The sequence below is a fragment of the Actinomadura litoris genome, from assembly GCF_009733595.1.
Lineage (GTDB): Bacteria > Actinomycetota > Actinomycetes > Streptosporangiales > Streptosporangiaceae > Spirillospora > Spirillospora litoris.
Window position 1 is genome coordinate 665,476 of record NZ_WOFH01000003.1, and the last position, 13,592, is coordinate 679,067.

The 13,592-nt window shown below is 71.2% G+C and carries 15 protein-coding genes; 11 read left to right on the forward strand and 4 right to left on the reverse strand.

Features of this window, described 5'->3' with window-relative positions; all coding sequences use genetic code 11:
• The first annotated feature begins 100 nt into the window (after positions 1-100).
• From GNZ18_RS10765 to GNZ18_RS10790, 6 genes are read left to right on the forward strand one after another with little or no spacing between them, the layout of a single operon-like run.
• Entirely contained in the window at positions 101-1,510 is a 1,410-nt protein-coding gene (locus GNZ18_RS10765; RefSeq protein WP_308165993.1) for a family 2B encapsulin nanocompartment shell protein, read from the forward strand.
• On the forward strand, positions 1,510-3,762 hold the full coding sequence (locus GNZ18_RS10770; protein WP_312874422.1) for a terpene synthase family protein: 2,253 nt from the start codon (positions 1,510-1,512) through the stop codon (positions 3,760-3,762). Before GNZ18_RS10765 ends, GNZ18_RS10770 begins: the two co-directional genes overlap by 1 nt.
• Positions 3,759-5,129 carry a family 2B encapsulin nanocompartment shell protein gene (locus GNZ18_RS10775; protein ID WP_156216080.1) on the forward strand — a complete coding sequence of 457 codons (1,371 nt, stop codon included), beginning with the start codon at positions 3,759-3,761 and terminating at the stop codon, positions 5,127-5,129. Before GNZ18_RS10770 ends, GNZ18_RS10775 begins: the two co-directional genes overlap by 4 nt.
• Before the next feature lie 17 nt (positions 5,130-5,146).
• A complete protein-coding gene (locus GNZ18_RS10780) occupies positions 5,147-6,196 on the forward strand; it encodes a family 2 encapsulin nanocompartment cargo protein polyprenyl transferase (protein ID WP_156216081.1) in 1,050 nt (349 codons plus the stop codon).
• A gap of 21 nt (positions 6,197-6,217) precedes the next feature.
• Positions 6,218-7,618, forward strand: a complete 1,401-nt coding sequence (locus tag GNZ18_RS10785; protein WP_173390722.1) for a serine/threonine-protein kinase — start codon at positions 6,218-6,220, stop codon at positions 7,616-7,618.
• Positions 7,615-8,112 (forward strand): hypothetical protein, encoded by a 498-nt coding sequence (locus tag GNZ18_RS10790; protein WP_156216083.1) that lies wholly within the window; start codon positions 7,615-7,617, stop codon positions 8,110-8,112. Before GNZ18_RS10785 ends, GNZ18_RS10790 begins: the two co-directional genes overlap by 4 nt.
• Positions 8,113-8,123: 11 nt before the next feature.
• Here GNZ18_RS10790 and GNZ18_RS10795 read toward each other — a convergent pair whose 3' ends face one another.
• On the reverse strand, positions 8,124-8,576 hold the full coding sequence (locus tag GNZ18_RS10795) for a MarR family winged helix-turn-helix transcriptional regulator (RefSeq protein ID WP_156216084.1): 453 nt from the start codon (positions 8,574-8,576) through the stop codon (positions 8,124-8,126).
• Positions 8,577-8,639: 63 nt separating this feature from the next.
• On the opposite strand from GNZ18_RS10795, the gene GNZ18_RS10800 reads away from it, so the two are divergent.
• Both GNZ18_RS10800 and GNZ18_RS41145 read left to right on the forward strand, forming a co-directional pair.
• Entirely contained in the window at positions 8,640-9,008 is a 369-nt protein-coding gene (locus GNZ18_RS10800) for a VOC family protein (RefSeq protein WP_156216085.1), read from the forward strand.
• A 1,151-nt stretch (positions 9,009-10,159) separates the two neighbouring features.
• Positions 10,160-10,381 carry a hypothetical protein gene (locus GNZ18_RS41145; RefSeq protein ID WP_216651232.1) on the forward strand — a complete coding sequence of 74 codons (222 nt, stop codon included), beginning with the start codon at positions 10,160-10,162 and terminating at the stop codon, positions 10,379-10,381.
• Between the two features lie 356 nt (positions 10,382-10,737).
• Here the strand turns inward: GNZ18_RS41145 and GNZ18_RS10810 are convergent, their stop codons facing one another.
• Together GNZ18_RS10810 and GNZ18_RS10815 are read right to left on the reverse strand one after the other, a co-directional pair.
• Positions 10,738-11,031 (reverse strand): DUF397 domain-containing protein, encoded by a 294-nt coding sequence (locus tag GNZ18_RS10810; RefSeq protein WP_156216087.1) that lies wholly within the window; start codon positions 11,029-11,031, stop codon positions 10,738-10,740.
• A complete protein-coding gene (locus GNZ18_RS10815; RefSeq protein WP_156216088.1) occupies positions 11,028-11,930 on the reverse strand; it encodes a helix-turn-helix domain-containing protein in 903 nt (300 codons plus the stop codon). Before GNZ18_RS10815 ends, GNZ18_RS10810 begins: the two co-directional genes overlap by 4 nt.
• A 253-nt stretch (positions 11,931-12,183) precedes the next feature.
• On the opposite strand from GNZ18_RS10815, the gene GNZ18_RS10820 reads away from it, so the two are divergent.
• Genes GNZ18_RS10820 through GNZ18_RS10830 form a run of 3 tightly spaced genes read left to right on the forward strand, consistent with a single transcriptional unit; the run spans position 12,184 to position 13,191 of the window.
• A complete protein-coding gene (locus GNZ18_RS10820; protein ID WP_156216089.1) occupies positions 12,184-12,492 on the forward strand; it encodes a hypothetical protein in 309 nt (102 codons plus the stop codon).
• 7 nt (positions 12,493-12,499) lie between these two features.
• Positions 12,500-12,868, forward strand: coding sequence for a hypothetical protein (locus GNZ18_RS10825; RefSeq protein ID WP_156216090.1), 369 nt, complete (start codon positions 12,500-12,502; stop codon positions 12,866-12,868).
• Complete coding sequence (locus GNZ18_RS10830; protein WP_156216091.1) at positions 12,865-13,191, forward strand: MerR family transcriptional regulator; 327 nt, start codon at positions 12,865-12,867, stop codon at positions 13,189-13,191. The genes GNZ18_RS10825 and GNZ18_RS10830 overlap by 4 nt, the downstream gene beginning before the upstream one ends.
• On the opposite strand, the gene GNZ18_RS40800 is transcribed toward GNZ18_RS10830, so the two are convergent.
• Complete coding sequence (locus GNZ18_RS40800) at positions 13,153-13,566, reverse strand: MmyB family transcriptional regulator (RefSeq protein ID WP_312874423.1); 414 nt, start codon at positions 13,564-13,566, stop codon at positions 13,153-13,155. The two genes, GNZ18_RS10830 and GNZ18_RS40800, sit on opposite strands and share 39 nt — an antisense overlap.
• Positions 13,567-13,592 lie beyond the last annotated feature (26 nt).

A 13,592-nucleotide genomic window follows, 5' to 3' on the forward strand; every position in this document is an offset into this window, starting at 1 on the left:
GGGTGAATCCCCCGAATCATCGGCGTTTTCTTCTCCGCCTTTCCTTTTGTCTTTGCCGCAGCGCACAACTGGCATACAGCGACGAATCGGTGGTGTGGACGTGACGGAACAGCCCCAGGCCTCGGACCAGCGGTTGAGCCTCGGTACCTCGGCGGCACGGAACCTGGCGACCACGACCAAGTCCGTCCCGCAGATGCAGGGCATCACCTCCCGGTGGCTGCTGAAACTGCTGCCCTGGGTCCAGGCGTCGGGCGGCGCCTACCGGGTCAACCGGCGCCTCACCTACACGCTCGGTGACGGCCGGGTGACCTTCGTGACCACCGGCGCCGACGTCCGGGTGATCCCGCGCGAGCTGGGCGAGCTGCCGCCGCTGCGCGGCTACGACGACGAGCCCGCGCTGGACGCACTCGCGGGCCGCTTCACCCAGCGCGAGTACGAGCCGGGCGACGTCATCGTCGAGCAGGGGAGCCCCGTCGACCAGGTCGTCCTGGTCGTGCACGGCAAGCTCAGCCGGATCGGCGCGGGCGAGTACGGCACCGAGGCCGTGCACGGCACGCTCGCCGACGGCGACTTCTTCGGCGAGCAGATCCTCGTCCCCGGCGACGAGCCGGACGAGTGGGACTACACCGTCAGGGCCGTCACGTCGGTCACGGTGCTGATACTGAGCCAGGCCGACTTCCAGGAGGCGCTCGACCGGACCGACACGCTCCAGGCGCACCTGGCCGAGTTCCGCTCCGGCCCCGACCGCGCCACCAACCCGCACGGCGAGGCCGCCATCGAGCTGGCCTCCGGACACGACGGCGAGCCCGTCCTGCCCGGCACGTTCGTCGACTACGAGGGCTCCCCGCGCGAGTACGAGCTGAGCGTCGCGCAGACCGTGCTGCGCGTGCACACCCGCGTCGCCGACCTCTACAACGAGCCGATGGACCAGATCGAGCAGCAGCTCCGGCTGACGATCGAGGCGCTGCGCGAGCGGCAGGAGAGCGAGCTGCTCAACAACCGCGACTTCGGGCTGCTGCACAACGCCGACCTGTCGCAGCGCATCCACACCCGCAGCGGCCCGCCCACCCCCGACGACATGGACGAGCTGCTCTCCCTCGTCTGGAAGGACCCGGCGTTCTTCCTCGCGCACCCGAAGGCGATCGCCGCGTTCGGCCGCGAGTGCAGCGCCCGCGGGCTGTATCCCGAGAGCGTCGACGTCGGCGGCAACAAGGTGCCGGCCTGGCGCGGCGTGCCGATCTTCCCCTCCAGCAAGATCCCGGTCAGCAAGACCCGGACCAGCTCGATCCTGCTGATGCGCACCGGCGAGGCGTCCCAGGGCGTGATCGGGCTGCACCAGACCGGGCTGCCCGACGAGTACCAGCCGGGCCTGTCGGTCCGCTTCATGAACATCGACGAGAAGGCCCTGATCTCCTACCTGGTCAGCGCCTACTACTCGGCCGCCGTGCTCGTGCCGGACGCGCTCGGCATGCTGGAGTCCGTCGAGATCGCGCACGGTGGTGCGGCGTAGTGCAGCCGTTCCGGCTCCCCGAGTTCTACATCGCGCATCCGGCCCGGCTGAACCCGCACGTCGACCAGACCCGTGAGCACTCGCTCGCGTGGTCCTACGAGACGGGCATCCTCGGCCCCGACCCCACCGGCCCCGAGGTCTGGGACGAGGCCGACTACGACGCGCACGACTACGCGCTGCTCACCGCCTACACGCACCCGGAGGCGCCCGGCCCCGTCCTGGACCTGGTGAACGACTGGTACGTCTGGGTGTTCTACTTCGACGACCACTTCCTGGAGAGGTACAAGCGGCCGCGCGACATCGAGGGCGCCCGGGAGTACCTCGCGCGGCTCCCCGCCTTCATGCCCGTGGACCTCGGAGCCGGGCCGGGTCCCGAGCCCACGAACCCGGTCGAGCGGGGCCTCGCCGACCTCTGGGAGCGGACCGTTCCGCTCATGTCGCGGGAGTGGCGCGAGCGGTTCGCCGTGAGCACGCACAACCTGCTCCAGGAGTCGCTCTGGGAACTGGAGAACATCACCGACGACCGCGTCCCCAACCCGATCGACTACATCCATATGCGCCGCAAGGTCGGCGGCGCGCCCTGGTCGGCCGACCTGGTGGAGGTCGCGATCGGCTCGGAGGTGCCGCCGGCGGTCGCGGGCACCCGCCCGCTGCGGGTGCTGAAGGACACCTTCGCCGACGCCGTCCACCTGCGCAACGACATCTTCTCCTACCAGCGCGAGACCGAGAGCGAGGGCGAGGTCAACAACGGCGTCCTGGTGATGGAGCGGTTCTTCGGCACCGATCCGCAGCGCGCCGCCGACATCACCGGAGACCTGCTGACCTCGCGCATGCAGCAGTTCGAGAACACCGTTTTCACCGAGCTGCCGCCGCTGTTCGAGGAGTTCGGGCTCGACCCGTCCGAGCGGCTCGACGTGCTGCGGTACGCGCGCGGCCTCCAGGACTGGCAGTCGGGCGGCCACGAGTGGCACCTGCGCTCCAGCCGCTACATGAACGAGGGCGCGGTGACGGGGTCGCCGCTCACCCCGTCCGGGCTTCCCGACCTGGCCCGGCTGCTCGGGGTCGGCACGTCGGCGGTGCGCCTGCGGTCGCTGACCCGCCCGCCGGGGCCCGCCCCGGACACCGCGTTCGAGGTGCCCGAGCTGGCGGCGTCCCATGAGCCGCTGCTCAACCCGCGCCTGCCGGCGCTGCGCACGCACGCCTCCGCGTGGGCGTCGCGGACGGGCCTGGTGGGCGGAGGCCCGCCCGGCGTGTGGACGCCCGAGGCGTTCGCCGCCGCCGACTACCCGCTGTTCGCCGCGCTGACCCATCCCGCCGCGTCCGGCCCCGAACTGGAGCTGGTCAACGACTGGAACCTGTGGGTCTTCGCCTTCGACGACCTCTTCGTCGAGCGGTTCAAGCGGCCCCGCGACCTCCTCGGCGCCAAGGCGTACGTGGGCCGCCTCCGAGAGTTCCTGGCCGGACGCGGCGCGACGCCGTCCGATCCCGTGGAGCGCGCCCTGGCCGACCTGTGGGAGCGCACCGCGACGGCCATGCCCGACGGCGTCCGGGGCGACTTCGCCGCCGGGGTCGCGCAGTTCCTGGAGGGCGCGCTCTGGGAACTGGCCGGGCTCGCCCAGAACCGCGTCCCCGACCCGGTCGACTACATCGAGATGCGCCGTGACACCAGCGGAACCGCGCTGACCACGAGCCTCGTGCGGTACGCGCTCGGCGCGGGCGTCCCGGCGGAGGTGCTGGCGTCCAAGCAGGCGCGGGCCCTGCACGAGGCGTTCGGCGACATCGTCGGCCTCCGCAACGACCTGCTGTCCTACCGCAAGGAGATCGAGGACGAGGGGGAGCTGAACAACGCCGTCGTGGCCGTCCAGCGGTTCCTCGACACCGATTCCGCGCGGGCCGCCGAGATCGTCGCCGACCTGGTCAGGGCGCGCACCCGCCAGTTCGACCGCGTCGCCGAGATCGAGCTGCCCGCCCTCGCCGACGGGTACGGGCTCGACGCGGCCGGGCGCGCCGCACTCACCCGCCATGTCGAGGGGCTGCGCCGCTGGCTGGCCGGCGACCTGCGCTGGTCCACCACGACGGGCCGCTACCGGCGCGCCGAGCCCGCCGCCGAGCCCGCCGCCGCGCCGAACGCCGCACCGGTCGATCCCTCCCGCATCCCCACACCCCGGCTCACGATCGGCCCGACCGGGCTCGGCACCTCCGCCGCCCGGCCGAGGCCGCCCCGAGCGACCACAGGAGGTAGCCGCACATGACCGAACAGCCGCTGAGCCTGAGCACCTCGGCCGCGCGCAACCTCGCGACCACGACCAAGTCCGTCCCGCAGATGCGGGGCATCACCCCCCGGTGGCTGCTGTCGCTGCTGCCCTGGGTCCGCGCCGACGCGGCCGTCTACCGCGTCAACCGCCGGTTCACCTACCAGCTCGGCGACGGCGTCGTGTCGTTCCTCAACGAGGGCGACGACGTGCGGGTCGTCCCGCCCGAGCTGGCCGAGCTGCCGCCGCTGCGCCACCTCGGGGAGCCCGAGCTGCTGGAGGGCATCGCCGGACGGTTCGTCCAGCGCCGCTACGAGCCCGGCGACGCGATCGCCGAGGCGGGCGCCCCGCTCGACCGGGTCGTCCTGATCGCCTACGGCAAGGTCACCCAGACCGCCCCCGGACGCTACGACACCGACGCCCAACTCGACATCCTCGACGGCGGCGACTTCTTCGGCGAGCGGGCGCTGGTCGACGACGCGGCCGTATGGGAGCACACCTTCCGCGCCGTCACGCCCGTCACCGTCCTGGCGCTGTCGCGGGAGGCGATCGGCGAGCTGACAGGCCGCGACGACGCGCTGCGCGCCCACCTGGCGGCCTACCGCGACGCGCCCGTCCCGCCGCGCACCCGGCACGGCGAGGCGGAGATCGAGCTGGCGTCCGGGCACGAGGGCGAGCCGCTCATCCCCGGCACGTTCGTCGACTACGAGGCATCCCCCCGCGAGTACGAGCTGGCCGTGACGCAGACGCTGCTGAACGTCCACACCCGCGTCACCGACCTCTACAACCAGCCGATGGACCAGCTCGAACAGCAGCTCCGCCTGATCATCGAGGAGATCAGGGAGCGGCAGGAGCACGAGCTGCTCAACAACCGCGACTTCGGCCTGCTGCACAACTGCCATCCGCGCCAGCGCGTCCAGACCCGCGGCGGCCCGCCCACCCCCGACGACCTGGACGAGCTGCTCTCCCGGCGCCGCAAGTCCCGGTTCTTCCTCGCGCACCCGAAGACGATCGCGGCGTTCGGCCGCGAGTGCACCCGGCGCGGCGTGTACTTCTCCGGCGTCGAGCGGGACGGGCGCCGCGTCCCGGCGTGGCGCGGCGTGCCGATCTACCCGTCCGACAAGATCCCGGTCACCGCGGCGGGGACCAGCTCGATCCTCGTGGTGCGCACCGGGGAGGACGACCAGGGCGTGATCGGGCTGCACCGCACCGGCATCCCCGACGAGGTGCGGCCGGGCCTGTCGGTGCGCTTCACCGGCATCGACGAGCGGGCGATCGCGACCTACCTGGTCAGCGCCTACTACTCGGCCGCCGTGCTGGTGCCCGACGCGCTCGGTGTGCTGGAGAACGTCGAGATCGCCCGCTGACGAGAGGAGGGACGGACATGGCCGTCGCACGATCAAGCCACTCCATCCGGGACGAGGCCCAGCCGTCCGCCGCGGAGATCCTCGCCTGGAGCCGCGGGCTGCTCGATCCCGCGCTGCGGCTCGCCGTCGACACCATGCCCGACTCGATGCGCGGCATCGTCGCCTTCCACTTCGGCTGGCGGGACGAGCGCGGCCGTCCGGACGCCGGGGCGGGCGGCAAGGCGATCCGCCCGGCGCTGACGCTGCTGTCGGCCGAGGCGGCGGGCGCCGCGGCCGAGTCCGCGCTGCCCGCCGCCGTCGCGGTCGAACTCGCGCACAACTTCTCGCTCCTGCACGACGACGTGATGGACGGCGACCGCACCCGCCGGCACCGTCCCACCGCGTGGAGCGTGTTCGGCGTGAACGCCGCGATCCTCGCCGGGGACGCGCTGCTCGCCGCCGCCTTCGAGGCGCTCGCCGCCGGGCCCGCCCCGGCCGCGGGCGTGCGGGTGCTGAGCCGCGCCGTCCTCGACCTGGTCGAAGGGCAGAGCGCCGACCTGGCGTTCGAGAACCGCGCGGACGTCACGCTGGAGGAGTGCCTGGCGATGGCGGCCCACAAGACCGGCGCGCTGCTCGGCGGCGCCTGCGCGCTCGGCGCCGTGCACGCCGCCGCGTCCCCGGCCGTCACGGCCCGGCTCCGCGCGTTCGGGGAGCGCCTCGGCCTGGCCTTCCAACTCGTGGACGACCTGCTCGGCATCTGGGGCGACCCCGCCGTCACCGGCAAGTCCGTCCATTCCGACCTGCACAGCCGCAAGAAGTCCCTGCCGGTCGTCGCCGCCCTCACCTCCGGCACCCCCGCGGGCGCCGAACTGGCCGCCCTCTACCTGCGCGACGACCCGCTGACCGACACCGCCGCCGCCCGCGCCGCGTCCCTGGTCGAGGACGCGGGCGGCCGCGCCTGGGCGACCACCCGCGCCGGGGAGCTGCTGGCCGAAGCCCTGGCCGAACTCGACGCCGCCGAGGCCGCACCCGCCGCCGACGCCGAACTGCGGACGCTCGCCCACCTCATCACCCACCGCGACCACTGACACGCCCCTACACTGCTGGGCGTGCCGCCCCTGGAACCCACCGACCCCCGGCGGCTGGGCGTCTACAAGCTCACCGCGCGGCTCGGGGAGGGCGGCCAGGGCGTCGTCTACCTCGGGCACACCGACGGCGGCCCGCAGGTGGCCGTCAAGCTGTTCCACACGCAGCCGCCGGACGACCCGGACGACATGTTCGGCCGCGAGATGGAGGCCGCCAAACAGGTCGCGCGCTTCTGCACCGCCCAGGTGCTGGACTCCGGCACCATCGGGAGCCGCCGCTACATCGTCAGCGAGTACATCGACGGGCCCCCGCTCAGCCGGATCGTCGCCGAACAGGGCCCGCGCACGGGCAGCACCCTCGACCGCCTGGCCATCGCGACCGCCACCGCGCTGGTCGCCCTGCACGACGCGGGCGTCGTCCACCGCGACTTCAAGCCGCAGAACGTCCTGATCGGCGCGGACGGCCCACGCGTCATCGACTTCGGCATCTCCCGCGCCCTCACCGGCGCCCAGACGATGGTGAGCCGCGCGGTGGGCACCCCGGCGTACATGGCGCCGGAACAACTCCAGCCGGGCGAACTGGGCCCGGCGGCGGACGTTTTCGCGTGGGCGTCGACAATGGTGTTCGCCGCGACCGGCCGTCCCCCGTTCGGCAACGAGTCGATCCCGATCGTCTTCAACCGGATAGCCCACGAGCCCCCACACCTGGGCACCATCGAGGAGCCTCTCCGAAGCCTCCTCACCTCCTGCTTCGCGAAGCACCCCGCGGACCGCCCCTCCGCACACGAACTCCTGGACCGCCTGGTCCGCCCCGCGGGCAGCACGTCACCGCCACCCGTCCCCATGGCGCCGTCCTCCGCCCCCGTGTCGCCGGACGCGACGACGACCCCCCACGGCCCCGCCCCGAGCAAACGCAAGAAGCCCCTGGTCGCCGCCGGAATCGCGGCGGCGATAGCGACGGCCGCGATCGTCCTCGTGGTGGCTCGCCTGGCAGGCGGCGACTCCCCGGACGACACCGCCAGGGTGGTTCCACAAAGCCCGAGCGGCGCAGCGGCGGCGGCCCGCCCGTCCGCCACACCGACGAAGCGAACCGCGAGACCTGCACCGAGCGCGACACCGCGAACGTCGCGCCCGTCCTCCTCACCTTCTCCGTCGGAATCACCGGCTCGCAGACCCAAACTCACACGTGTGGAGTTGGGCCCCGGCCACTTCAGTGCGTACTGCGTGAAACTAGGCTGGGAATGGGTTGAATATCGCGAGACGCCAACCCCCGGCGCGTACTGCATAAAGCGCAAGGGTGCCACCATGCGCCTGACAGGACCCCAACTGGACGCGGGCTGCCGCTGGCGCTTCACCGACCCCCGCGCCCGCCACTACTTCAAGGGCAAGTCCAACTACTGCTACACAACGAAACCCACCCAATGAGGATCCCCCACTACGGCCCCGGCGGAACCATCCCTCCGCCACGCCTGGTCGCGGCCTGGTTCAAGGCCCACGTCCTGAATGCGGAACAGGTACCGCTCTGGGCGGCGCACTGGATCGCCGACGGCATGGACGGCGAAACGCTCCGAATGCTGGCCGGACTGGACGGAACCGACAGCCGCGAGGTCTACGACATCCTCCCCGCCGCCCTCGACGACGCACAGGCCCCCATGCCGGACGACCCCAACGCCGCCATGCGGATCTACGACGACCTCGCCGTCCTCTACCTCGCAGCCAAGATCGACACCGGCCGCCTGCTCACCGAGGTCGAAGCACTCGTGGTCGGCTCCGAACGGGACGACTACCTAGAGCCGCCCCTCGGCTCCCTCTACACACTCCGCGACGAGTGGGACGGCGGATGGGGACGCCCCAAGAAGGAACTGGTCACTTTGGTCCACCAAGCCTGCCTGAAACAGACCAACTGCGCCCTCGGCTAGCCCGTCCGGACCTACGTCGTGCCGTCGCGCAGGGAGTGGATCATGCCCTTCAGGAGACGGAACGCGTCCGCCTGCTCGGCCTCGGTCATGCCCGCCAGCATCCTGACCTCGACGGACCGGACCGCCGCGGTCGCCTTCTCCAGGCTCCGCCGGCCGCGGGGGGTGAGCCTCGCGGGAAGCGCCTTTCCGACGGGCGCCTCCGCGGGCCTGGTCACGTAGCCGTCCTGTTCCAGGGTCTGGAGCAGCACGTTCATGGTCTGCCGGGTCACGAACGCGCCCCGCGCCAGCTCGGAGTTCGACAGGCCCGGCCGTTGGGCCAGCAGTTCGAGGCAGGAGTAGTGCGTCACGCTCATCCCGAGCGGCCGCAGCACCTCCTCCATGGCCGCGCGGAGGGCGCTCGACGCCTCTTTCAGCAGGTAGCCCAGTGACGTCCGCAGGTCGACGCCGCCGTCGGTTTGACTCATGTCAGTATTCTGACATAGCGTCGTTCGTGTCAGGAAACTGACACGAACCGAAGGAGTATCGCCATGCCCGCCACCGGCCCCGACTTCATCTCGCTCCAGGCGCGCGACCTCGACGCGTCGCAGGCGTTCTACGAGCGCTACCTCGGCCTCGTCCGCTCGCAGACCGGGCCTCCGCACGCCGTCGTCTTCGAGACGAAGCCGATCGCGTTCGCGCTCCGCGCCGTCGTCCCCGGCACCGATCTCGGGTCCGCCGCCTGGCCCGGCGTCGGCGCCGCGATCTGGCTGCACGCCACAGACGTCCAAGCCATTCACGACGCCCTGGTCGCCGACGGCCACACGATCGTCTCCGCACCGATCGACGGCCCCTTCGGCCGGACGTTCACCTTCGCCGACCCCGACGGCTACCGGATCACCCTCCACGACCGCCCCTGACCAACCGTCACTCGCTCCCGAGTCGGCGGCCTGGAACGGCGCGTAGAACGAGTCGATGGCAGGCCGGCCTGTGTAGTTCGGCCCGGCGTGCGCAACCGGGCGGTCAACCGGCGTCCAGCGGGTGCGCCGACCGCGCGGCGGATCGAGCGAACGTCGAGATCGGCGAGGAAGATCCCAGCGCCGGTGGAGCCAGGACGCGGCGCTCCCCAAGGCGCCGATCTTGTCGCTCACAGGCGCAACGACGGCGGGAGCCGCCCCCCGCGACGAAGTGGTCCACGAGGTCGAGCCAGATGATCTCAACCCGCTCGGCGCTCCGGCCCGGACCGCACGTGCGCGCCGCCGGGCGGTCAAACCCGCAACTTGGGCGATATCAGCCCGAATCCTCCTATTTATATCTCTGAAGGTGTATCGGGTGAATTGTCGCTAAAGACAGCGGTCAGAGGTGGATTGGGGGCTGGAAGGAAAAATGCTCGGTCTTGGGGATAGGGGAAGTTGCCGTGCCTGAGTCTTTTCGATCGATTTGCTCGTGCTCTCTCATACTCGACGTGACAGGTCGGTCTCCCCGTCCGCCGCAGGATCGTTGAAGCGAAGGCGTCAGGGCCGGGGCGGCCTGGGGATCGATTCGTTTGCGAGCAAGGAACGAAAGGCGAGCGGCTCAGGAGAGTGGAATGAGACGAAAATGTGCAACCCTGCTACGGAGTGCTGCCCTACCGGCGCTGGCCTCGGCGCTGGTGATGGGGGCCGCATCGCCGGGGGAGGCGGCGACCGGCGGCGGTAACGGCGACAAAACGGGCCACTGCCAGGAAAAATGCCCACAGGGGAAGCCGGGGCCTCCCGGACCGGCAGGACCTCCGGGCCCGGCGGGGCCCCAGGGGGTGGCAGGGCCGGCAGGACCGGCGGGCCCGGCGGGGGCGGCGGGCCCGGCGGGGCCCCAGGGGGCGGCTGGGCCGGCGGGGGCCACAGGTCCTGAGGGGCCGGCGGGACCGGCAGGGGCGGCAGGACCGGCGGGGGCTGAGGGACCTGCGGGACCGGCAGGGGCGGCAGGTCCTGAGGGACCGGCGGGACCGGCGGGACCGGCGGGGCCAGCGGGGCCAGCGGGGCCAGCGGGGCCGACCCGGCCGACCCAGATCGTCCAGGAGACCCACACACTGGTGGCCGGGCTCAACACGGGAACGGCGACCTGCCCGTCGGGAACCGTCATCACGGGCGGCGGACTGGTGACGCCTTTGGGAGGCAACAACCTCACCGTCCAGCAGTATGAGTCCTTCCCGTCCGCCAGGGACACGTGGACGGTGTCCTTCAACAACTCGGCGAGCACCAGCGGCTCCTACACGGTCTATGCCGTATGCATCCCCGTGACCCAAACGGGCTGACGGCGCCTGGAGCACGGCGGCGGCCGGGCCGGAGCGACGAGCCGATCGCAACCCGCGCTGGTCGTGCCGCCGAGGAGGCCGCATGCGGGGCGGGGTCGGCTGCGGACGATCATCCCCGCCCCGGCCGCCCGTGCGCGACCCGCCGAGTGACGCAGTGATCGATCGTCCATGCGCGAGGGCGCACCCGAAGAGGTGGTGCTCGGAGTCGCTCGCGGGTAGGCGATGCCGACGGGATCAACGCTCTCAAGGGGCGCGACATGGATGACCTTGCGCTTCGCTTCGGCGCGGGAAAAGGGACCTGAGGGCAGGGCGGTGGCCCCGGCGGGATCAGCCGCCGGGGCCACCGCGCCGCTCGCTCAGAGGTCCAGGTCGCCTGACTTCACGCGGGCGAGCAGCCCGGCGAACACGGTGGGGGCGAGGGTGAGGTGGCCACCCTCGGGGTTCTTGCTGTCTCGGACGCCGATGGCGGCCGATGTCTGCGTCACCTCCACGCATGCCTGTTCGGCGTTGCTGCGCCTACTCTTGCGCCAGGTGGCGGCAGTGTCTTCGGTTCCGATGATGGCCGGTGCCTGGGCCACCTCCACGCACTCCTGCTCGGCGTTGCTGCGGCTGCTCTTGCGCCAGGTGGCGGCGGTGAAGTCGGCTCTCATGGTCCGTTCATCTCCCTTGCGATCTGCCGGAACATCGTTGTGCTCTGCTCCTCGTGCAGGGCGTCGTCCCAGATCTCCGCGAACGCTTCCGCGTAGCGGTGAATCTCGTGGGGTTTGTCCAGGTAGAGCGCCCCGGTGAAGCCCTGCACGTAAACGACGGGTGGTTCGTGGCTGCGTCCGTCGCCCCTGACCGGGAACCGCATGAGGATGAACGGTCCGGTGTTGAGCCCCTGGTGCTCGCCCGCCGTGTAGGGGAGGACGCGGAGGGACACGTTGGGGAGCGCGCTCACCTCGACCAGCCGGTCGACCTGGGCCGCCATGACCGAGGGGCCGCCGACAGGGCGGCGGACGACGGCTTCGTTCAGGACGGTCCGGAGGACAGGCGGATCCAGGCTGCGGGTGACCAGGATCTGTCGCTGGACGCGCAGCTGCACGCGGCGCTCGATCTCTTCCGCCTGGAGGTCGGGCCTGCTCTTCCTGAGCAGGGCGCGGTGGTAGTCCTTCGTCTGGAGCAGGCCGGGGATCAGCTCGGGCGAGTACTCCTCCAGGGTCGCCGCCGCTTCCTCCAGACCGATGTACAGATCGAAGCCGCCCGGGATGACGTCGCCGTAGGCGTGCCACCAGCCCTTCCCCTTGGTCTCCTTGGCGAGACCCATCAGAGCCTCTTTCAGGCCGTCGGGTGCCCCGTACACGCGGCACATGGTCTCGACGTCGTGAGACCTCAGCGACGTCTGCCCGGTCTCGATCCGCCACATCTTCGCCTCGGACCACTCCAGGGCCATCGCGGCAGCCTGCACCGTTAGGCGCGCTTTTGTCCGAAGCTCGCGGAGATACCGACCGAGCTGTCTCCGGGGCACGGTCGAACCCGTAGAGGCTTCCTGCACCTGCACCACCTCCATCTCGGGGGCAGCCTTTCACTCGAAATGAAAGCATCTGCCCGCGCGATTTGCAATGGGCCTCTGACCTGCGGAAATTCGTAGGTGAGATTCCGCGTGACCCCTTGCTCGTCTCGCTTTCATGGTGCTCTACTCGGATTCGGCACGGAGGCGATTTCGAACTTTCCACGATCGAATGGAAAGTCGGCAGACCGGGCTCGCGAGTCCGTTTCGCCGTTAAATGTGGACCTTGTCCCAACACGCAAAGGACACGCACATGGGCAACGACACCCCAAGAAGCGCTCCGCCGCCGGACGGGAGGGCGGTCGCGTGGCTTCGGGACGTGGTCAGGGCGCTGGAGGTGGTCGGCGGGTTCAAGCTGTCGCTGCACCGGCCGTACGGCGAAGCGGGGCCGTTTCTCGACGTCGTGGGTGACGAAGGCCCTCGGCTCGCCGAGGTCATCCGCGTCCGGCGGGAAGGGGCGGGGCTTCGGGGCGTCTGGTCGTGGGGCGAGGACATCGAGGGGGACGGGGACCCGCAGGTCGCGGCCAAGGCGATCGGCAAGGTCGTCCGCCCGAGGATGTGACCGCGCCGTGGGGACGCACGCGAAGGTGCCGGGAACCCGTCAGGCCGCGTCGCCTCCGCGTGACGTGGAGAGGGGGCGCGGCCCGGTGACCTTCATTCCGCAGCGCGAACGGCTCAGCTATCTGTTCCATCTGGCGCAGCTGTTCGAGCGGTTGCACGGGTTGATGGCCGTCTTCGCCGTCATTGACGGGTTCGTGGTCCTCCGCGTCATTCCGGTGCGACAGCCCCGGGGGGCAAGGACGGTCGGGTGTGTTTATAAGCAGGGCCAGTGGTGGTTCTACGACGTTCGGGCGGATCAGATCATCCGTCCCGCGAACGAGTTGGCCGCGACGGCGCGGGAGATCGGAACACAAATGGAAACGGTGGTGGCGGCGTGATCGGGCAGGAAGCCGAGGAGTATCCCGTCAAGAAATACGGGTTGGTCGCTCAGGCCAGCGGCATCGACGCGGACGCATGGATGACGCCCCGTTTCGCGGCGATGCTGGTCGGGGTGAATCCCACCCGGCTCAACCGGTGGGCCGCCGTCGGCCTGCTGTCGTACCAGCAGCGGAGGCCCGGCGCCCACCGCCGCTACCTCCGGGAGGAACTGCTGGTGGTGTCCGGCCTGGGCGTCGACGGGGACCCTCCGACGATCTACGCCCTCCGCCGACACGTGCGCAGGTCAGGGCGAAGGGGAGGTGGCGGAGAGGTCGGCCGGTAGGCGGAGGGAGGCCGCGGTGTCGGAGCCGGTGGGGGCGCTGTAGATCATCATGGTCGGGTCGGGGCCGTCGGGGGCGCGCATGGCGACGTGGTCGAGGGAGAGTTCGCCGAGTCGCGGGTGGGCGAAGCGCTTGCGGCCGCGGGTCTTGCCATGCGCGCCGTGGTCGGCCCGCAGGCGGCGGAAGTCGGCGCTGTGCTGGGACAACTCGCCGACCAAGGCCGCCGGCCGCGTGTAGTGGTCGACGCTGACCCCGGCGGGCAGCGCCGGTTCCTCCCGGCGCAGGCCGGGTACCCGCCGCCGGCCCCCGAATCTGTCGGGACGCAGGCGGGCGCGCCGGGTCTTGAGGAACTCGCTGAGCTGCCGTGCACGATCCACGGTCCCCGGTATCGGTGATCCGTGCG

What these genes read in the sequence shown, in the direction of transcription:
- GNZ18_RS10775 (WP_156216080.1), top strand. Translation starts at nt 3,759, where the DNA reads ATGACCGAACAGCCGCTGAGCCTGAGCACCTCGGCCGCGCGCAACCTC.
- GNZ18_RS10780 (WP_156216081.1), top strand. Translation starts at nt 5,147, where the DNA reads ATGGCCGTCGCACGATCAAGCCACTCCATCCGGGACGAGGCCCAGCCG.
- GNZ18_RS10790 (WP_156216083.1), top strand. Translation starts at nt 7,615, where the DNA reads ATGAGGATCCCCCACTACGGCCCCGGCGGAACCATCCCTCCGCCACGC.
- GNZ18_RS10795 (WP_156216084.1), bottom strand. Translation starts at nt 8,576, where the DNA reads ATGAGTCAAACCGACGGCGGCGTCGACCTGCGGACGTCACTGGGCTAC.
- GNZ18_RS10800 (WP_156216085.1), top strand. Translation starts at nt 8,640, where the DNA reads ATGCCCGCCACCGGCCCCGACTTCATCTCGCTCCAGGCGCGCGACCTC.
- GNZ18_RS10810 (WP_156216087.1), bottom strand. Translation starts at nt 11,031, where the DNA reads ATGAGAGCCGACTTCACCGCCGCCACCTGGCGCAAGAGCAGCCGCAGC.
- GNZ18_RS10815 (WP_156216088.1), bottom strand. Translation starts at nt 11,930, where the DNA reads ATGGAGGTGGTGCAGGTGCAGGAAGCCTCTACGGGTTCGACCGTGCCC.
- GNZ18_RS10820 (WP_156216089.1), top strand. Translation starts at nt 12,184, where the DNA reads ATGGGCAACGACACCCCAAGAAGCGCTCCGCCGCCGGACGGGAGGGCG.